Here is an 18,837-nt window from a genome sequence, read left to right as displayed (position 1 = left end):
GGCCATCCCCGCTCTGTGGTGGACGGCTGTCGACGTGTGGCCACAGGGGTATGGCTGCCGGCGCTCGTGTCGGATGGACGGCACGCTCTGGACGCAACGCTATATCTATAGCCACCGGTCGCCGGCGCGCCAACGCGTGTAGCGACCAGTCCTGTAGGGAAGTAGGAGAGACGTAGAACTACAGATGCGACACCACATACCGACACCGACACCCCGTCACCACGGGCCGCCCGTCCCCCGTCCTGGTGCGCTCGCAGTCGGGCTGGCGATGTACACCGTGGCGGTGGCGACGACGGTTGTTACCGCGACTGTTCCCGCAGTCGGCGGCGGGCTCGCCGTCGCTGGCCTCCTCTGGTGGCTGGGTGTCCGCCCTACTCGGCTCGTTGCCGAGGGCGTCGCGATGGCGACCCGCACGGTGAATCGACTCATTGCCGCCGGCCGTGCCCGGCGAGCGCACCGACGAGAGTAAGGATGGCATCACAGGAGTCCATCTTCCCGCTTCGTGACGACGTTGAACGGGACCCGGCGGGCAAAACCCTCCCGCTGGCGGATGCCGGCGATATCATCGGCGCGCTTACCAGCCAGACTGCCCGGACGCTGGTCGCGGAGGTCTACGAGGACCCAGCGACCGCGTCGGAGTTGGCCACCACCGCCGACACGTCACTGCAGAATGCCCAGTATCACCTGACACGCCTCCAGGATGTCGGCCTCGTCGAGGTCGTCGATACATGGTACTCGTCGCGTGGCAAAGCCATGGCGGTGTACGGCCCGACGAACGACCCGTTGGTCATCGTTGCCGGCGCCGACGTCGCAGACGCCGAGCCGTCGGCAGTCAACGACCCTGACGATCCTCCCGAAGAGCCGACAGACGACCCACCCGTCCCGCAGCTTGTCTCGGACTGATACCCGCCACGGCCGTCGACACACCGACGTTGCTGAGTTCAGAGCGCCACGTTCAGAGTAAACTGTCGCACGGTGGACAGCACCTCTCAGCAGTGGCGGCCAGCGCCATTCCTCAAACCCACATTTGACCCTTCGGTCGCTATATTGCCCGCACCACGGTAACCACACACGGCATGGTATCCAGCCCTCCACGCGACAGTAATAGCACCGTGCATACTGGTTGTGCTGCGGTCGTCCGAGCTGGTCGCCGGGGTGACGGCCGATGAACCGGCGCCAGCTGCTCACCGGTGGTGCTGCTGCAGTCGGGGCCCTCTCAGCTGTTGGCTCTGCGACGGCCGACTCGCAGGCTGCCCGGCTAACGTTCGACGGCGGTCGCCTCTCGATTGGCGGTGACACGGCAACAGTGACAGGCCAGACGCGATTTGCCGCCGGAACCCAACTCCGTGTCCGGCTCCGTTCGGCTGGCTCGTCGCCGTTCATCAGAAGCAGCGAGGCAACCGTCGAACAAGGTGGTAGCTTCATGGCGACTGTCGACCTCTCGTCTGTCCCCATCGGGACCACATTCACCGCGAGCGTGTTCTGGTACCAGTTTGTCCTCGCCGAGGAACCTGGTCGGGTCGTCCATCCCGACCCGTCGGTGCAGCTCGACTACGAGGGCGAGCGGCTCACGGTCAAGCCGGCCGCTGACCAGCAAATCACCGGAACGAGTGCGCTTCCAGCCGGGGAACCGCTGGTCATCCGCGTTCGCAACAGCGGTACGAATCCGTTCCTCAGCAGTACCAACACGGAGACTACGGCGACCGGCACATTCGCGACAATAGTCGACTTCGCCGACATCGAGCCTGGCACAACGTTCAAGATCACCGTCCGCTACGGCGGGCGAGTGGTGGCGACGGCCGACGGTATCGTCCAGCAGTGAACGGATCCCAATCGCCCGGTGGCTGGTGTCGCTACTGAGTATCGGTATACAACGCTCCGGCGCTGCGGGCCACCACTAAATCGTCGACTCCCACGTCGACGACTGTACTCCGGATTTCGGTGCCATCACCGACGGCACACCTGGTCTATCTGATATTGGGTCCTGTGTGCGGCCGTTCCACACTCAAACACCCGTTTGACTCTCGGCGGGGCCTATACCGATGCCAGCCGAACCTGGAGCTATGCGCGGGCAGCACGACGCGCGGCGAGTTCATACGACGGAGCGCTCCCATCGCGACCCGACTACAGCGCCGATTGGGGATGTTGATAGTGAGTCAGTCCATATCCGAAGCTACGATACTCAGTGGGCCTACGACCTCGAACTCACGGCAGTGAGTGTCGACGGTACGACGACCGCCCACAGACAGTATCACCTGCTGCCCGGTCATACAGAAAGTGAGTCCGCTCTGGTGGCCCCCGGCGAGTACGACCTGACGGTCACGCTCGATACGCGCACCGAGGCCCGTCTCAGGTGTCGACTCGGGCCACGGCCTGCCCACACGGCCGTGATTGAGGTCGGAAACGGAACACTCGCCCTCACCGAGGGCTTTCAGGGGTGATACACGGTATGAACATACGGCGGGTCGCGACTCGAGGTGCCGGCGGCAATCCACGCTGCGGTCGGCCACTAAGCCGTCATCGCCGTTTTCGGAGCGCTGAAAACATCTTGCCTCTGGCTCTGATGCTGCTCCTGGCCGCAAGCACCCGACCGTGGCTATCCGTCGGTGGCGCGCCAGGCAACCAATGGGCGACGACACCGCGCTTCTCACACCTCTGATTACATGTTCCATGCGTGATATCGTCACGACAGGTGTGGTCGTTCTTTTGCTGCTGGTGAGCGGCTGCGTCGGCCTCGGCCCTGGAGAGCCTCAACAGACGATGCCACAGTCAGCCACATCGACGGCGACATCGTTGCCGACCTCGAGCTGTACAGCGGAGCCGCCCCGATACAACCTATCGAGACCGTCCAAGCCGGATGCGCTAACCGAGGCACGTGCACGGTCGCTGGCGACCACCTACGAGCGACGCTACAAGCGAGCACGGCTCGTTGCCGACTTCGGCGCTGTCACAATCGACCGACTCTCGTGGCGAAAGGTCACTGTCGAGCCGATTTCTGGCGGCTTCGCGGTTCGGGTCCAGCTGGCCGTGCACTTCTCGACAACTAACGTGACTGGTAAACAGGCGTATCCGACGACGTACCGTATCACCAATCGGCGGTTCGTGCGGGCCAATCGAACGCTCGCCTGCTGGAGTATTGATTGAGCACACACATTGCGAGCAGACGCCCACCGCTCCAGGAGTTGGCAGCCGATTACACGTCGAACTCGGTCCACGTCTCCGGCCCATCGGCCAGCCCCCGAGTTCGGAGCCGCGGCGTCCCGTCGTCCGTCTCTTCGACGTCGATGCGGCCGTCGAATAGCTGGGTGAGCGTGCTCATCGCTTGCTCGTCGTGAGCGCCGGGGTCGATGAGGAAAACGCCCAAGCCCTCGGCCTGCTCGACGCGGGCCGTCATCACGTGGAGGAACCGGAATACCGGCCGGAGGTCCGTATACAGCAAAAGCGTCGAGACACCGACAACGCCTGTCCGCACCTGCTGGACGCCGGCGTCGTGGAACCGCTCGTACAGTTGCGAGAAGTGGATTCCGATGCCCGTGAGGTCGTTCGGCTGGCGCACCGACACGACACGGACATCCGCGGCGGCGGCCTCCTCGCCGGTCTGGCCGTTACAGTCGACGATGGCGAGTCGGTCGGCCGCCAGTCCTGGCGCGATGTCGCCACACTGCCGGAATAGCTTGTCCGGGGCGGTGTTGGTCGATACGAGGATGGCGCCATCGTCGCCGCTCGGGTCCGCGACAGTCAGTGAGAGCGCCAGGTCGCGGGCGACGCTCATTGCCCTGCCGGCGACGAGCAAGTTTGTCCCTGCAGGGACCACCGGCAGCGGGAGCCCGTCGGTGAACGCGTAGCCGTCGGGTGCGTCACTCATGGGTCACCTCCAGCCGCGGGCGTACGGTACTCTTCGAGGATGTCCATCGCGAGGTCCGCGAGCGTCCGCAGGAACCGGCGGTCCTCGCGGTCGACGGTCCGGCTTGTCTTGTCGTAAACACAGAGCGTGCCGATGGCGTGGCCCGCGGCGGTGACGAGCGGCGCCCCCATGTAGAAACGGATGCCCCGCTCGGCAATCCTGTCAACCGACACGAACCGCGGATCAGACTGCACGTCCTGGATGACCGTCACCGGGTCGTCCTCGACGGTGGTGAACGTACAGATAGAGTCGGCCCGAGGCCCCGTCTCCCAGTCGGTCGTCATCCCTTGGCAGGCCAGAAACGACTGGTCGTGGTCACCGATGATGTTGACCGACGCACCGGCCATGTCGAAGTGGAGCGCCGCGAGGTCGGCCACCCGGTCGAGCGACGCCCGCAGGCCGTCTGCCTCGAGGTCGAACTCGGAGAGGACGGCTAGCCGCTCTGGTTCGTCAGCGGGCCGCGGGTACGAGTCGCCTGCATGTTGGACCAACGCCGCCCTCACCGTCGCTGCCAGCCGGTCGTGGGCGCCCCGAACATCCGTGGGCACGTACTCGACCACAACCTCGCCGACGGGGTCGGTCGGCAACTCGGCGGGGTCGGCGTCGGTAAACAGCACGCAGACGGCGTCCGGTGACGCCGTTCGGAGATGAGCCGCGAAGTCCAGTCCGGTCCCGTCCGGCAGGTCGTGGGTTGTCACGACACAGTCGACCCGGTCGGCCGCGAGGGCGCGTTCAGCGTCCGCCAGCGTCCCGGCGGCGTCGATAACGACACCCAGTCCTTCGAGGGCTGTTGCAAGGTGTGCGACCGTCTGCTCGCGGGCCTCGGCGTCCGGGTCGACACAGAGCACGCGCGGCTGTGACACGATGGTAATCGAACCCCGCCCGTAACATATCTATCGCTCGGCCGACCACTCTTCGCCTCTCATCGCATGTGGTTGAGACAGTCGCCGACGAATTGCGTGAAATCCCCCCGACCCCTTGGTTCGTCGACAGGAAGACGACGCCCTCGTCGGCAAAGTGGAACTGGACGATGATTCCCTCGTCGAGGAGGTGGTGACTGGCGCGCGGGGCTCCCATTCCGTGGTCGATAGTCCGGAGGTCGCGGTGGACGTCCCGGGAGGCGCCGATAAACTCGGCAACCCGCTCGGCCGGGTACTGCGGGAGGAGGTCATCGCGCACGTACGCCACGCCGAACTCGTCGTCGGTATCGTGGTAGCCGACCGCCCGGAGCGAGCCCCCTAGCCGGTCGACCTCGCGGAGGTCGTCGAATCGACCACCACGACCGTCCGCGAGCGGTTCCCCGACGTGCGTATCGAGACGACCCTGACGACGGCCGCTGTCGATGCGCTGGCGGAATTCCCGCTTGCCATCGTCGAACTTCTCGAGAACGCCGTCCGCCATTCGACGGCCGCATCCCCCACCGTTACCGTCTCCGTCACCCTCGACGACGAGACAGCCTCGCTGCTCGTCACAGACGAGGCGTCGCCTATCCCCGACGCTGAGGCGACGGTCCTGACGGGCGGCGTCGACATGACCGACGTCTATCATAGCACTGGGCTTGGGCTGTGGCTCGTCTACTGGCTGGTCGAACTTTCGGGCGGTCGCGTCGACGTGACGCGGACCGATGGGGGCAACCAGGTCGAGGTCATCCTGCCGCTGGCGACCGACTGACTCGGCGCCGGCCTGTTATACGTGTGGGCCCCGTACCACGGTGTAATGGCCATGCCATCTCCGCTCGAATCCTTGTCGCCCGACCGGCGGCTGCTCGTCGTGGCGCCGGCCATGCTTGGCACCCGTCGGCTTACCGACCGGTACCTCGTGGGGGGACTCGAGCGGGGAGCAACCTGCGTTCTCGTGACGACCGACACTGCTGCCGACCGCGCGACCGAGCGGCTGGCGGCTGCTACCGAGACGGACGACGCCATCAGCCGGCTCGGTGTCGTCGACGCAACGGGTCAGTCCCCGGATTCTGCTGCCGACGACAACGTCGAGTCGGTGGGCTCGCCGGCCGATCTCACGGGTATCGGTATCGCATTCCAGCGGCTCTTCGAACGGCTCGGCGCCGGGACGGGGACCCCTCGGGTCGTCGTCGACTCACTGTCCACACTCATCGTCTACAGCGATGTCGAGCGGGTCTACCGGTTTACCAACACGCTGACGAACCTCCTCGACCAGGTGGACGCCGGCGGCCGATTCCTGATGCAACCGGACGCGGGCTCCAATCACGTCGACCAGCTGGAGGCACTCTTCGAGGGTCGTATCGACGTCCGCGATCATGACGGGGAGGGTCCCCCGGAGTACCGGCTGATGGGGATCGGTGATGATCGCGACTGGCACCCGCTTGAGGTGCCCAAAGCGCCGGTGGCTGGGCCCTCGGCGGCCGACGAGCGGTTCCGGTCGACCGGGTCGCTGCCCGTCAACACGCCCATCGAGTCGCTGCACGCGCTCATCGAGGCGATGGATGAGGCCGGCTACACGCTCGTCGTTTGCAACTACACCGGTGACGAGGCAACGCTGGGGACGCTCCGCGAGCACTTCGCGCGGCTGAACGTTGGCGTCCGGACGGCGACGCTGTCGACGCCTCACCCGACGGACGCGGCCATCCTCCATCGGGACGCCGAGCCGCTGGCCGTCAGTGCCGTCCAAGACTTGGTCAGTTACATCCAACTGTCCGACCTCGATGACATCGACCCGGCTGCGCTCGACATCACTCGCCCGGACGTGCTCGCACAGGCCGAGCGTCAGCAGTATACCGTCGAGAACGGCGGCAAGCTGGCGATGATTCGCATCAGTCGGCTGGTGGAGACGCGGGCACTGGAGGCGGGAAGTGGTCGGCTCCACGCCGGCTTCCAGCGGCTCGACCGCGTCGACGACGAGCAGGGAACCAGACAGCTGTACGAGCGGCTCGCGACCGCCGGCGTCGACGTTCACGTCTACGGGACGCCCGGTGCGATTCCCAACGAGGAGCTGTACACCGTCCACGCCGACGCGGGCGAGGAGCTGGCAGCGTCGTGGTTCGTCGTCTACGTTCCCGATGCAGCCGGTGGCCGGGCGGGTGCGCTCGTCAGCGAGGAGACGGGTCCGGACCAGTACAGCGGCTTCTGGACGTTCCAGCCTGCGCTGGTCGATGCGACCGACGAGTATCTGCGACGGACGTACCCGGCCGACGCATAGCTACGAGCGCCGTGGGCTGTCGGGCGCGAGCGCGTCGTCGTAGACTCGGACGAACAGCTCCTCGAGTTCGTCGTGGGTTGGCTTGCGGGGGTTGTTATCCGGCGATCCCGAGTCGAAGGCGTCCTGTGTCATCTCCGGGACGACATCGAGATACGCCTCCCGCGTGGGCACGTCGCCGAACTCGTCGAGGTAGTCCGTCAGCGAGATGTCTTCACACAGTTCCTGGACGGCATCGCCGGCTCGGCGGGCGGCCACCCGGTCAGGCGTGTCGGCGTCGGCCGCGCCCAGCAGTCGGGCCACCTCAGCGTACTTGCCAGGGGCGGCGACGTGGTTGAACTCCACGACGTACGGGAGGATGAGCCCGTTCGCCAGCCCGTGGGGGACGTGCAGTTGGGCGCCGAGCGGCCGCGCCATCCCGTGGACGAGTGCGACCGAGGAGTTACCGAACGCCTTGCCGGCCTGGAACTGGCCGATGAGCATCTCCGTGCGCGCCTCGATGTCGTCGCCGTTGGCCCACGAGGTGGGTAACGCGTCGACGATACGGGTCATGGCGTCCCGGGCGTAGCCGTCGGTGACGCTGTAGCTCTTTACGGACGTGAACGCCTCGATGGCGTGGGTGAACGCGTCGATACCGGTGAACGCGGTGTGGCTCTTGGGGAGCGACTGGATGAGTGTGGGATCTTCAACGGCGACGGTCGGGACGATGTTCTCCGAGACGATGATGAACTTCGTGTCCGTCGACTCGTCGGTGAGCACGGCCGTCCGAGTGGTCTCGCTACCCGTCCCGGCCGTCGTGTTGACGGCGATGACCGGCGGCGTCGGGTTCGGGACGCCCTCGTAGCCGGCCCGGTCGACGCCGAAGCCGCGAATCGATCCCTCGTTGGCCGCCAGGATGCCGACCGACTTCCCCACGTCGATGGAGGACCCGCCGCCGAGCGTGACGATGACGTCACATCCCTCCGACTCCCAGACGTCGTAGGCGGCCTCCACGTTCGCGACGGTGGGGTCCGGTCGAACGTCCGTGTAGACAGCCGTCTCCACCCCCGCTGCCTCGATATTCTCGACGATGGTCTCGCCGTGGATGTCGTAGATGGCCTCGCTGGCGAGCACGAGCGCTCGCGTGCCGTAGCGGTCGGCGTAGTCGCCGACCTGCTCGCTGACGCCGACGCCGAACAGCGTCTTGCCGGGCGAGACAACGGTGCGCGGACCGTGTGCGGGGGTAGGTTCCGACATGCTCAGTACCGGGGGCAAACAGCGACTAAAGTGTTTGCCCCTCCACGTGGCCGGCTCACCCGCCCGTGAGCGGCGGCGTCACCGCCACCGTCGCGCCGTCCGTCAGCGGTGTGGCGGCTCCCGATCGGTTAGCCACGTTTGTCCCATCGAGCAGGACAGTGACCCCGCTCGCGACATCGCCGCCGTCGAGTAGGTCCCCCGCGAGGCCGGAGTGGTCAGCCTCCAGTGCTGCGAGCAGGTCTCTGACCGTCGCGTCCGAGGGCATCTCTCTAGCGGCCGTCTTCGCGCCGACGCTCCGCCGGACGGTGCCGAAGAAGCGGAGGTGAATCTCCATCAGGCCAGCCGGTCTGCCACGTCGCCGATGTCGAGCCGGTCGACCGTCTCGGCCGTCGGGTGACCGTTGTCGTTCCAGCCGCGGAACGCGTAGTACTCGTCGAGCATCCCCGCCAGCTCCTCCGGCGGACAGTACATCCCCTCGGCGGGCCCTTCGGGGATGGGCTCATGCTGGACGCGGTAGGGGAGCGTGTCGGCCTCGCGGTCGGCCACCCCGCGGGCGACGTTAATGAGCCGCTCGAGGTTGTAGACCCGCTCGCCGATCTGTTCGACGTCGTCGACTGAGAGTTCCCAGCCGGTGGCCAGTTCCAGCGCCTCTGCGTACGCCTCGTTGACGCGGGCGCCCCAGCCGGCCTCGCTGACGAACCGACACTGGGTGAGTGAGTCGCCCAGTGCGGTGAAGTGCTGTATCCGGGCAGCGAACTCGGGAGTGCCGTCGGTCGTCTCGTCGTGATGCCCGTCGTACTGGAGTGTAGGCCGGGTATCGTGGTGGGAGCCGCCCCGTGTGGCCGTCGCGTAGCCGATGGACATCCCCTTCAGTCCGCGGGCGGAGTGGGCCGCGAACTCCAGCCCCTTCGTCCCGTAGAGATAGCGGTCGGCCTCGTCGTCCAGTCGGGCGGCCAGCCGGAACGACCCCTCGGCAAGGTCGTCACCGATGCCCTCGCGGTGGGCCGTCTGGCGAGCAAGGTCCACGAGCCCGTCGGCGTCCCCGAAGTCAAGGTGTGGCGACTCCGTCTCGAGCAGCCCCCGTTCGACACACTCGCGGGCGAACGACACTGTCACGCCCCACGAGATGGTATCGAGCCCGAGCCGGTCACACAGGTCGTTGGCTTTCATCACCCGCTCGACATCGTACACCTCTTGCATCGTCGCCGTGCCGAATAGCGATTCGAACTCCGGGATCTTCGCATCCGTAATCCCCTCCGCCTCAACGGTGACGTGTTTGCCGCACTTCACCGCACAGTTGGCACAGGTGGTGTCCTCGGTGACGTACTCCTCGCGGAGCCGTTCGCCACTGACTGCCTCCGCCGCCTCTGGTCGTGCCTGCTCGCGTTGCATGTTGCGCTGGCCGAGCTTTCCCATCTCGTTGATGGGGTTGACCAGCCCAGCGGTGCCGTACTCCTGGAGCATCTCCGTATCGGCCATCAACTGGCCCATCTGCTGGACTGTCCGCCCGCGGAGATCACCGGCGGGCTCCGGCTGGAAGTCGCCACCCTGCACTGCGAGAGCGGTGACGTTTTTCGAGCCGAGTACCGCGCCGGCGCCCCCGCGGCCGGCTACGCCTTCGCGCATCTCCGAGTCGTGGAGTAGACAGGCGTACCGCACCTCGTTGTCGCCTGCGGGGCCGGTCGCGAGCACGTGCGTGTCGTAGCCGACGCCCTCCCGCTCGCGGACTGCTGCGCACGTCTCGTAGGTCTCCGCGCCAACGAGGTCGGCGGCGGGCTTCACCGTCGCCCCCGTCTCGTCGACGAGCACGTACGACGGCTCGGGTGCCTCCCCGTGGAGGACGACGGCGTCGAAGCCGGTCGTCTTCAGCGCCTGCGGCAGCGTGCCGCCGAACGTGGAGTCGAAGAAGCCGCCCGTCATCGGGCTGATGAACCCGAGCACGCCACGAGAGGTGGACTGGAACGGTGTCGCATTCATCGGCCCGACCGCCATCGCCAGTACGTTCTCGGGGTCGAGCGGGCCCGCGTCGACTGGCACGTGTTCGGCCACCTGCTTGGCGACGAACCCGTTGCCACCAAGGAAGCGCCGTGCGTCGCGGGGGGTAACCGGCTCAATCTCTGTCTCGCCGGAGCCGAGATGGACGTGGAGTATCTCGCCGCCGTATACCGAGGGAAGCGTCTCCGCCATGCTATGTACACCCACATCTGGCTACTAAGGTGCAGCGGAGTCGCCGGCGACCGCCGATCAGGTGAAACGTGTGTTCTGTCGCTGGCCTCTGTGTACAGACGAGTGTCCAACGAACTGACCGTACGTTGAACACGCTAGCGTTCGGCGAAGCGTTTAGTGTGTATGCGAACGAGGCACACACATGAGCAGTGCCGGCGAGCCGTCGACGCCACAGCGCCCGGAGCGACGGTCACTCGACGCATGGACGCGGCTACGGGACGTGGAACTGCGCGGCCGCTGGTTCTCCGACGGTGAGACATTTCTCCGGTGTCGCGGTTTTACCCGCGGGGCTGTCGTTTTCCGCGACCGGTCCGGCGAGCGAGTTGTCCTTCCGCGAGCCGTCGCCCAGACGATGCGGCTCGTCGCTGGCCCTGGCGACGACCGGCCACCGACGGCCGATCAGCTGCCCGACCGGCTGTAGGCGGGGCCGTGAAACTTTCCCGCGGGGGCCGTGAACGGCCAGCATGCCATCGGATGACTACGAGACGGAGTTCACGGCGAGTCACACGAGTGTCGCAGCGCTGTTGAGCGGACTGACCGACGGCGTGCTCGCCGGGGCGGTCCGGGTTGGCGACGACGGGCCGACCGTCGAGACGCCCGCTTCCTTTGATGTCGAACTCGAGTTCGAACGCGACGACGGCACGGCGAGTCTTGAGGTGGAACTGGAGTGGGATGAGCCGGTCACGGAGGGCGTGCGGCCTGATACGGCCGAGACCGTCCCGGAGGCGGCCGATGTGTCTGACACGGCGGCTGCGACGGACGCGGCGACCGAGGCCCTCGCGGAGTCCGCCGATGACGAGCCGGCGGTCGCGGCCGACGCGCCGCTGGATTCGCTCGCCCGGTTCGAGCTCTTCCATGATCGGGGCGACGAGTGGCGCTGGCGACTCCGCCACCGCAACGGCAACATCATCGCGACGAGCGGCGAGGGGTACACCCGCAAACACAACGCACGCAAGGGACTCGCGAGCGTCGTCGCGAACGCGCCTGGCGCAGCCGTCCACGAACCAGAGTAGGACCGACAGCGTATTGTCCCAGGCGGTCGGCCGGTCGGCGTGGCCAGAGAGCTGACCGCGTTTGTTGCGATTATCGCCGGCTGGCTGGCCGTCGCCGGGCTCACCTACAGTCTCCTCGGCCTGCTGTGGGCGACAGTCGCGACCATCCCGTTCGTCCCGTTCATTTTCGGCATCGGCCGCGAGTGGTACCGGGCCCGCGCTGAGTAGCTGTGATGGCCGCCAGAAGGTCTATTCCGTCTGGCCGTCTCCTCGTGATAATATGCGCCACGCTCTCCGTCGGCCGCCACGCCCGCGTCACACGACCCAATCGCCCGACCGCCGATGACCGACGGCGACCAATCGCTCTCACGGCGGACGCTGCTGGGCGGGCTCGCCGGCGGCGCGGCCGCGGCGCTTGCGGGCTGTTCGTCTTCCAGCCCGGACGCCACGGCGACCCCCGTCTCTGACGACCGCGCGCTGGCACTGGCCGAGCGGTTCGCGCCGACGCTGTACTTCGACCGCCGCGAGAAGTGGTTCCCGACGGACCCGCGAGCGTACGCGAGCGAGCAGGACGGGACCACGGTCGTCGACGGCTTCGACGCCTTCGACGGCTACGTACAGGACGGCGGCAGCATGGATCCGCCGGCACCGACTGTCTTCTATCGGGCCGTTGAGTACCAGGGTTCGCCACTCGCGGTCGTCCAGTTCTGGCTGTACTCGGCATTCGACCAGTTCAGCGTCAACTTCCACTGGCACGACTGGGAGCTGCTACAGGTGTTTCTCGATACGGAGACGGGCGAGCCGCAGCTGTACGTCGCCAGCTCCCACTCGCGGAAGGTGCCGAACAACGAGCACCTCGACCCCGACCCGGACCGTCGGCCGCGACTGCTCTCGGAACTGGGGTCCCACTCAAGCGGGCTGTCGGTCAACAACGACCCCGACGGGTTCCAGCGAATCCCGCTAGACGGCGACGCTGCCGACATCACGAACGGGCTGGCCGACGGCCTTGAGGACCTCGCGTCGATTCCGCTGGCGTACGGGCTCCCCCGCGGCGAGGGATCGCGGCTCCCATTCGTCGTTCCGGCACTGGATGGCGCGCCCGTCTACGAGGACGAACGACTGCCGAACGTCACCGCATCGGATTTGGTGCCGCCCGAATTGACCGTCCGGTCGTTCTCAGCGCTGTCGTCGCCGCCGACAAACCTCCCGGCCCGCGAGACAGGGCTGCGCTTCGAGCACGAATCGCGCGAGGACGCTGCAGACGTGCGGTACGCGCTGGAGCCGGCGGCCGACCTCGAACACATCGAGTCATTCACCGGCCCACAGCTTCGCTTCGAGTTCGCCATTCCGGACTTCGCGGAGGACCTCGTCGCGAGCCACACCACGACCACGGGAGTCCCGTGGGACCAGCCCCGGTACACCGCGCCGGCCGCAGACATCACCGACCCGGCTCACCGGCAGGCGCTCGCGGACCGCTACGACGCCGTCGGCGAGCCGTCAACGAGTAACCAGGTTATCGCGGGTGTCACCAGCGCTATCACCAGCGACGACGCCCCCGAAGACGAAGGGCTGACGACGACGACATCGCCGCTGGAGCTGACGGCCCTGCTGGAGAGCGAGCCGGAAGCGGTGCCGACATTCAACGGGGTTGTCGCCGTTCAGGATGTCCCCGAGGGCGAGCACACGCTGACGGTCAACGGCGCAGGCGTCGCGCCCCACAGTGAGACGGTATCGATTCCAGCGGCGGAGACGGCTGTCGCGGGCGTTGGCGGCGAGATTCCTGTCGTCGCCAACGAGCAGGCGACCAAACTGGAGGTCGACCCCCGCGAGGCTGACTCCGAGCTCACGGACCTCGCCGTCGAGGATGACTTCGCCGGCCGACTGTACGATGCTCCGCTGTCGGGCCCGGACGCTGTCTACCTCCACCGCGGCGGCGCGTTCACAACAGAGGTACGCGACGCCGCCGGCGAGGTGGGCGCCGACCGTGTCAAGCCCGACGTGGATACCGACCGGGTTCGCGTGTCGAACCCGCAGACGGGCAAGACATCGCTCGCGTCGTACCTCGCGACCGTCGCCGAGGAGACCAGAGCGCAGGTGGCGGCAGTCGCGGACGACGAGACGAAGACGGGTGCGGGCGGACAGAACGGCGGTGGCGGCAGTGCGGTCACCGGGCTGGCGAACGCGCTAGAGGCGGTGGCAACGGCCGCTCAAGCGGCCGCCGACCGTGCTGAGGCAGGCGACGGCGCTGGCGCCGATCAGCAGCTTTCGACGGTGGCGACCCGGCTCGACCGCGTCGCCTCGCGGCTGGCGGAGGCGCGCGGCTCTGTTCCTGATGGACTGGGCAATGCGGCTGCCCAGCGGCTCGAACAGGCCCGCCGGCGCACGGAGCAGGCCCAGGCTGCCGAGAAGCTCTGAACGGTCAGGCTGACGGCTCGTCGCCGTCGACGACGTGGTCGAGCAGCTGGTGAAGTTCCTCGCGAACCACCGGCATCGGGTCGTCTATCGCCGTGTGGCGGCGCGTCATCGCGCCGGTGAGGGCCGCGTAGATGAGCTCGGTCGTCGCCTCAGGGTCCGGCGCTCCCGCAGCCGTGAGGGCTGTCTGGATTCGCGCCCGAAGGCGGTCGTCGACGCGGGTGAACTGTTCGCGGAAGCGCGGCTCCGAGACGGCCTGTCCGCGAAGTTCGACGATGGTCCGCTGGCCCTCTAATAGCTCTGAATCGTCAACGACGAGCAGGTGGTCGACGATGGTCCGGACGGTCGCGATGGGGTCGTCGTCGTCCGTCGCTGCCTCTACCTCGGCGAGGAACTGGTCGACGGCGAACCCGAGGAACGCGACGATGAGCTCTTCCTTCGAGTCGTAGTGGTAGTAGAGCAGCGACTTGCTCTTGGGAAACTCCGCGGCGATGTCAGCGACGCTTAGGTCGGCGTAGCCGTGGCGACACAGCGCCCGGTAGGTCGCCTCCATGATATGTATCTCCGTCTCGGTGCGGTCGGTCGCGGTGTCGGTGTCGATTTCCCCAGACATTGGTAGGTCCTCGGATTCGGGGTCAGTCATGCGGTCACCTCTGTCGGCGTCGCGCCGGCGCTGTCGTCACTCTCAGCACGACCCAGCGGCGCGCTCGGGTCGTGACCCTGCAGGTCGTCCCAGACGACGAGCGCTGCGGGCAACACGAACATCGACGCCAGAAACGAGTAGAAGATAGACAGTGCCGTCAGCAGGCCAAACTGGCCGAGCACGCTCAGCACAGCCAGCACGAGCACGCCGATGCCCGTCGTCGTCGTGAGCATGCTCCCCAGCAGGGCGCCGCCGGTCCCGACGACGGTCCGATCGAGTGCCGTCCTGAGATCGGTTCGCCGGCGCTCGTCGACGAACCGGTGGACGACGTGAACGGAGTAGTCGATGCCGAGTCCAATCGTCAACGAGAGGATGGTCGCGGTGAAGGCGTTGAACGCGATACCGGCCGCTCGCATCGTCGCCGCGACGAGCGTCACCGCGAGCACGATCGGGATGGTGTTGACCAGGCCAAGCGACGGGTACCCCTCGAGCAGGCCGTAGATACCCACAAGGAAGATGATTGTGAGCCCGAGTGCCACTCCGAGGCTGCGCACAGCCGACTCGAAGATGAGGTCCGCGACTGCCTCGAAGACGACGATGCCGCCAGTGGCGGTCGCGGTACCACGAAACCGGTCGGCGACCCGGCGACCGTCGGCCGTCACCGCCGCCGAGTCGGCGCCGGCCTCCGTCGTGTACACGACCCGCGTGCTTCGGCGATCCTCCGCGAGGTACTGCAGCGCGGCGGCCCGCGAGGACGACTCGAGCAGGTAGTCGTACACCTCCCCGAGGTTGTCGTCAGGCACGCCGTTAGCGTTGCGGTCGTTACGTGCGACGAGTGCGCGAAACTGCGGGTCCGTCGCCGCCCGCGACTGGATGACTGTCACGATACTGCGGGTGTCGGCTCGGCCGTCTTCGCGGACGAATGTGGACGGCGGATCCGCCCCCAGCCGATGTATCTCCTCGAGTCGCGAGTCCCGCTCCATGTTCGTCTCTACGTAGACGGTGACTGCGTCACCCTGTGAGGCGGTGAACGTCTGTTCGAGATAGTTGATGGTCGCGACGGCAGAATAGTCGCTGGGCGCGAACGGTTCCGGTAGGTCCGCGAGGTACTCGGGTGTCTCCTCGGGCGGCAGGAACTCCTCTTGGGAGAACGAGGTGGAGATGTCCGCGGCGTACCCACCCAGCGCGAGCGTCGACACGAGCACGATGGCCAGGAAGAGTCGCGGGCCGTACTCGCTGATGACGACACCGCCCCGGAGCAGTCGGCCGAGTTGGCCCTCCTCGCTTCCAAGCGGCGCCTGCGAGAACGTTGGGATTGGAAGTCGGTCGCGGCGGCGGTCGAGCCATATCTTCGCCGCGGGCAGAAACACCCCGAAAATGAGGAACGTGAACAGGATGCCGGCGGCCGCCACCAGCCCGAAGTCGCGAATCGGCGGGAGTGCTGACGTCAGATTGGCGAGGAAGCCGATGACCGTCGTTCCCGTCACAATGAAGAAGGCGACGACCAGTTGGCGGACGGCCGCGTCCATCGCCGCCGCGATATCGAGGCCGGTCGTCCGGTCTTCCCGGTAGCGGTTCACCGCGTGAATGCCGAAGTCGATGCCGACCGCCAGCAGCAGCGGCGGCACCGAAATCATCAGTTGGCTGAACGGGATGCCTGCCAGCCCGAGAAAGCCGAACGTCCACACGACGGCCATGAGAAGCGCCGCCGTCCCGAGCAGCAGGTCAAGCAGGTCACGGTAAGCGACGATCAGAAACAGCGTGATGAGGATGACCGCCGCGGGTGTCACGATGAGCAGCGAGTCGCCGATGACGGCCGCGAACTCCGCGGAGATAATGCCCGCTCCGAAGACGGTGATGTCGCCGCCGACGGTAGCGACGATCCGCTGGCTTCGCTGCTGGATATCGGTCAGCGGACTGGCGCCGCTCGTCCCCGGTCCGCCACCGCCGCCGCCACTGTCGAACGCGGGCGATTCGTGGGTGACGCTCCCGATAGCCGCCGACGCAGAGGCGCTTCGCGCGTTGAAGTCGTCGGCGAGTGCGCCGGTGAACGCCGGGTTGTCCGCGTTTGTCCGGATCGCAGCATCGATTTCGTTTGCCGTTGCCTGTTCGATGACCCGCTGCTGGGCCGCGGGCGTCCGAGCCGTCGAATCGATACTCCGCGCGAGTGTAGACGCGGGCGAACTCGTCGCCACTACCCGGAGGTCGTCGGTTGCTCGAAGCCGCTCTTGGGCTTCCAGCATCCGTAGTAGCGCCGGCTTCGAGAGTACGTTCTGATGTCGTTGGATGAGTTGTGTCGATCCCTGGCCGGAGGCGAACGACGGGCCGAACTCTCGCTGGATGTCCGAGAGTGCCTCTTCGGCGGGGATGCCGGATGTGAACTGCTGGGTGCCGGCCGAGGTGGAGACGTTTGCCAGCCCGCCGGCAAAGACGACGCTCACGAGCAGGAACACGAGGATGATACGCCCCGGCCGCTCGGTGATCTCAGCGGCGACCCGTCCGACGAGCCGGTCGATGCCGGTGTTCATCGCCGGCGGACGTAGACGGCGCCGAGGCCGACGATGGACAGTCCCACCAAGCCAGCGCCCAGCCCGAGGGGGCCGACGGTGAGCCCGAATGGGAGCCCACCGCCGGTCGGCGCTGTCGTCGTCACGGGGATGCGGTAGGTGTCAGAGATACGGCTGTCGCCTTCGGCCGTCTCGTACTGGAAATCAACCTTTGCGGGGTACGTCTTGCCGACGAGCGCGCTCTGGGCCGCCGACAGGTCGAACGTCACCCGGCGCGTCTCACCGGGCGCCAGCCGGTCGATGAACCCCTCGTCGTCGCTCGAAGAGAGTGGTGCGTCGAGGAACAACTTCGCCGACACGTCCGACACCGGCTCGTCCCGCTCGTTCGTCACCGCCAGCGTGAGCCGGCCAGTCGCGCCGGCCGCGAGACTCCCGTTCACTGCACGGACCGTGAATTCCGAGCGGGTCGGCGCGATGCTTACTGGCGCGTCGATAGTGTCGCTCTGGCGGCGCTCATCCGCCGTGTTCCGGTAGTCGACCTGGAGGGTGAACTGTCGTGGCCCTGCCTCGGCGGCATCAGACACCTCGATATCGAACCCGAACTGTGCCGACTCACCCGGTGCCAGCGAGCCGACCGCCACCTCCGGTTCGAGCAGCGCGATGTTCGGGTTCGCTGTCTGGATTGTCACCACCGCGTTCGTCACCCGTGTATCGCCGGTGTTGGTCACCACCCCCTGGAGTCGGCCTTCCTCGCCGACCCGGAGCGTACTGTTCAAATTGTCGACGGCGAACGTCTGCTCGGGCGTGGGAACGACACCGAATGCGAGCGGCCGGGTGGATCGGGCCGCGCCGTCTGGGGTCTCGTACTCCATGGTCAGGTCGAGCGCGTACTCGCGCTGGTCCGCAGAGGCAGCGACTGCGGCCTCGACGGTGACGGTTTGTGTCTCACCGGGTGCGATGTCGCCGACGAACCGACTCGCGGTTGGTGACCCGCCGAACGTGACGGCGGTATTCGCCGAGCGGACCTGTGCGACCGCGTTCTCGGCCGCTCGTTCGCCGACGTTCTCGACGGTTACCGCGACCGTGCCGCTGCCACCGACAGGGGCGTTCGACTTGACCGACTGGATGGCAAACCGGGCCCGCTCGCGTACCCGGATGGTCGCCGTCACCGTCGTCGTGACTCGCTCGTCTGTGTCGTCGACATCACGGTACGCGACTGTGATCGGGACCTCGTAGGTGCCGGCGGGAATGTTCGTCGGGACATCGACTCGGACCGACACCGCTCGCGTCTCACCGTCTCCCATGGACTCCAGCTCGCGTGTCCCGGAGAGCACGTCGACGCCAGCGACGGACCCAACCGTGGCGTGGACGTCTAGCGCCTCCTCAACCTGGTCGTCGTAGTTTGCCGCGTCGTTCGTCAGTTCGACGGTGAGTTGCTGTGTCGTCCCCGGCTGAAGTACCGGCTCTGGCACGCTCGTCTCGAATCGCGGGTCCTCCCTGTGGGCCGCCGCCGCGGCGCCGACGCCGCCGGCGAGCACGGCGCCGACGAGTAGTACGGTCAGCAGCGTCGCCCCCCATCGCTCGTCCATTGACTGAACGTTCAGTCGAACAGTAATAAAACCACACGGTCTGATCGCTCGTCCGCACCTCTACGCGAGATACCCCGGAGCACTGCTCCGGCGAGGACGCCGAACACGCCCTGTGTGACCGGTGCCAGCGCCAGCCAAAACGGTTCGGTTCCGCCCA

Annotated in this window: 19 protein-coding genes; 11 read left to right on the top strand and 8 right to left on the bottom strand. The window is 66.9% G+C overall.

Annotated features, from left to right (window positions below; translation table 11 throughout):
* Positions 1–184 precede the first annotated feature (184 nt).
* From ABEJ63_RS05805 to ABEJ63_RS05790, 4 genes are all read left to right on the top strand, one after another.
* Positions 185–469 (top strand): hypothetical protein, encoded by a 285-nt coding sequence (locus tag ABEJ63_RS05805; RefSeq protein ID WP_375795411.1) that lies wholly within the window; start codon positions 185–187, stop codon positions 467–469.
* A 2-nt stretch (positions 470–471) separates the two neighbouring features.
* Positions 472–903, top strand: a complete 432-nt coding sequence (locus ABEJ63_RS05800; RefSeq protein WP_375795410.1) for an ArsR/SmtB family transcription factor — start codon at positions 472–474, stop codon at positions 901–903.
* A gap of 262 nt (positions 904–1,165) precedes the next feature.
* Positions 1,166–1,822 carry a BGTF surface domain-containing protein gene (locus tag ABEJ63_RS05795; RefSeq protein WP_375795409.1) on the top strand — a complete coding sequence of 219 codons (657 nt, stop codon included), beginning with the start codon at positions 1,166–1,168 and terminating at the stop codon, positions 1,820–1,822.
* An 848-nt stretch (positions 1,823–2,670) separates the two neighbouring features.
* On the top strand, positions 2,671–3,144 hold the full coding sequence (locus ABEJ63_RS05790) for a hypothetical protein (RefSeq protein ID WP_375795408.1): 474 nt from the start codon (positions 2,671–2,673) through the stop codon (positions 3,142–3,144).
* 49 nt (positions 3,145–3,193) lie between these two features.
* Here ABEJ63_RS05790 and ABEJ63_RS05785 read toward each other — a convergent pair whose 3' ends face one another.
* The gene (locus tag ABEJ63_RS05785) at positions 3,194–3,865 is read right to left on the bottom strand and encodes a hypothetical protein (protein ID WP_375795407.1); all 672 of its coding nucleotides are present in this window, start codon (positions 3,863–3,865) and stop codon (positions 3,194–3,196) included.
* Positions 3,862–4,767 carry a GAF domain-containing protein gene (locus ABEJ63_RS05780; RefSeq protein WP_375795406.1) on the bottom strand — a complete coding sequence of 302 codons (906 nt, stop codon included), beginning with the start codon at positions 4,765–4,767 and terminating at the stop codon, positions 3,862–3,864. The genes ABEJ63_RS05785 and ABEJ63_RS05780 overlap by 4 nt, the downstream gene beginning before the upstream one ends.
* 115 nt (positions 4,768–4,882) lie before the next feature.
* On the opposite strand from ABEJ63_RS05780, the gene ABEJ63_RS05775 reads away from it, so the two are divergent.
* From ABEJ63_RS05775 to ABEJ63_RS05765, 3 genes are all read left to right on the top strand, one after another.
* On the top strand, positions 4,883–5,146 hold the full coding sequence (locus tag ABEJ63_RS05775) for a hypothetical protein (protein ID WP_375795405.1): 264 nt from the start codon (positions 4,883–4,885) through the stop codon (positions 5,144–5,146).
* Between the two features lie 63 nt (positions 5,147–5,209).
* Entirely contained in the window at positions 5,210–5,575 is a 366-nt protein-coding gene (locus ABEJ63_RS05770) for a sensor histidine kinase (RefSeq protein WP_375795404.1), read from the top strand.
* A gap of 45 nt (positions 5,576–5,620) precedes the next feature.
* Positions 5,621–7,078 (top strand): DICT sensory domain-containing protein, encoded by a 1,458-nt coding sequence (locus ABEJ63_RS05765; protein ID WP_375795403.1) that lies wholly within the window; start codon positions 5,621–5,623, stop codon positions 7,076–7,078.
* Here ABEJ63_RS05765 and ABEJ63_RS05760 read toward each other — a convergent pair whose 3' ends face one another.
* Genes ABEJ63_RS05760 through ABEJ63_RS05750 form a run of 3 tightly spaced genes read right to left on the bottom strand, consistent with a single transcriptional unit; the run spans position 7,079 to position 10,498 of the window.
* Entirely contained in the window at positions 7,079–8,311 is a 1,233-nt protein-coding gene (locus ABEJ63_RS05760; RefSeq protein WP_375795402.1) for an iron-containing alcohol dehydrogenase, read from the bottom strand.
* A 55-nt stretch (positions 8,312–8,366) separates the two neighbouring features.
* Positions 8,367–8,645, bottom strand: a complete 279-nt coding sequence (locus tag ABEJ63_RS05755) for a ubiquitin-like small modifier protein 1 (RefSeq protein WP_375795401.1) — start codon at positions 8,643–8,645, stop codon at positions 8,367–8,369.
* Entirely contained in the window at positions 8,645–10,498 is a 1,854-nt protein-coding gene (locus ABEJ63_RS05750) for an aldehyde ferredoxin oxidoreductase family protein (protein WP_375795400.1), read from the bottom strand. The genes ABEJ63_RS05755 and ABEJ63_RS05750 overlap by 1 nt, the downstream gene beginning before the upstream one ends.
* A gap of 181 nt (positions 10,499–10,679) precedes the next feature.
* On the opposite strand from ABEJ63_RS05750, the gene ABEJ63_RS05745 reads away from it, so the two are divergent.
* The 4 genes from ABEJ63_RS05745 (at position 10,680) to ABEJ63_RS05730 (ending at position 13,944) form a co-directional block, all read left to right on the top strand.
* Positions 10,680–10,958, top strand: coding sequence for a hypothetical protein (locus ABEJ63_RS05745; RefSeq protein ID WP_375795399.1), 279 nt, complete (start codon positions 10,680–10,682; stop codon positions 10,956–10,958).
* Between the two features lie 43 nt (positions 10,959–11,001).
* Positions 11,002–11,550, top strand: coding sequence for an HVO_2922 family protein (locus ABEJ63_RS05740; protein WP_375795398.1), 549 nt, complete (start codon positions 11,002–11,004; stop codon positions 11,548–11,550).
* Positions 11,551–11,589: 39 nt separating this feature from the next.
* Positions 11,590–11,757 carry a hypothetical protein gene (locus ABEJ63_RS05735; RefSeq protein WP_375795397.1) on the top strand — a complete coding sequence of 56 codons (168 nt, stop codon included), beginning with the start codon at positions 11,590–11,592 and terminating at the stop codon, positions 11,755–11,757.
* Positions 11,758–11,871: 114 nt separating this feature from the next.
* Complete coding sequence (locus tag ABEJ63_RS05730) at positions 11,872–13,944, top strand: hypothetical protein (RefSeq protein ID WP_375795396.1); 2,073 nt, start codon at positions 11,872–11,874, stop codon at positions 13,942–13,944.
* A 4-nt stretch (positions 13,945–13,948) separates the two neighbouring features.
* Here the strand turns inward: ABEJ63_RS05730 and ABEJ63_RS05725 are convergent, their stop codons facing one another.
* The 3 genes from ABEJ63_RS05725 to ABEJ63_RS05715 are packed head-to-tail and all read right to left on the bottom strand — an operon-like array spanning position 13,949 to position 18,680.
* Positions 13,949–14,584, bottom strand: coding sequence for a TetR/AcrR family transcriptional regulator (locus ABEJ63_RS05725; RefSeq protein ID WP_375795395.1), 636 nt, complete (start codon positions 14,582–14,584; stop codon positions 13,949–13,951).
* Positions 14,581–17,112, bottom strand: coding sequence for an RND family transporter (locus ABEJ63_RS05720; RefSeq protein ID WP_375795394.1), 2,532 nt, complete (start codon positions 17,110–17,112; stop codon positions 14,581–14,583). Before ABEJ63_RS05720 ends, ABEJ63_RS05725 begins: the two co-directional genes overlap by 4 nt.
* Entirely contained in the window at positions 17,109–18,680 is a 1,572-nt protein-coding gene (locus ABEJ63_RS05715) for a COG1361 S-layer family protein (RefSeq protein WP_375795393.1), read from the bottom strand. Before ABEJ63_RS05715 ends, ABEJ63_RS05720 begins: the two co-directional genes overlap by 4 nt.
* Positions 18,681–18,837: the final 157 nt, after the last annotated feature.

The sequence above is a fragment of the Halosegnis sp. genome (assembly GCF_042216475.1).
Lineage (GTDB): Archaea > Halobacteriota > Halobacteria > Halobacteriales > Haloarculaceae > Halosegnis.
This window is presented reverse-complemented; position numbering and strand designations above follow the sequence as displayed.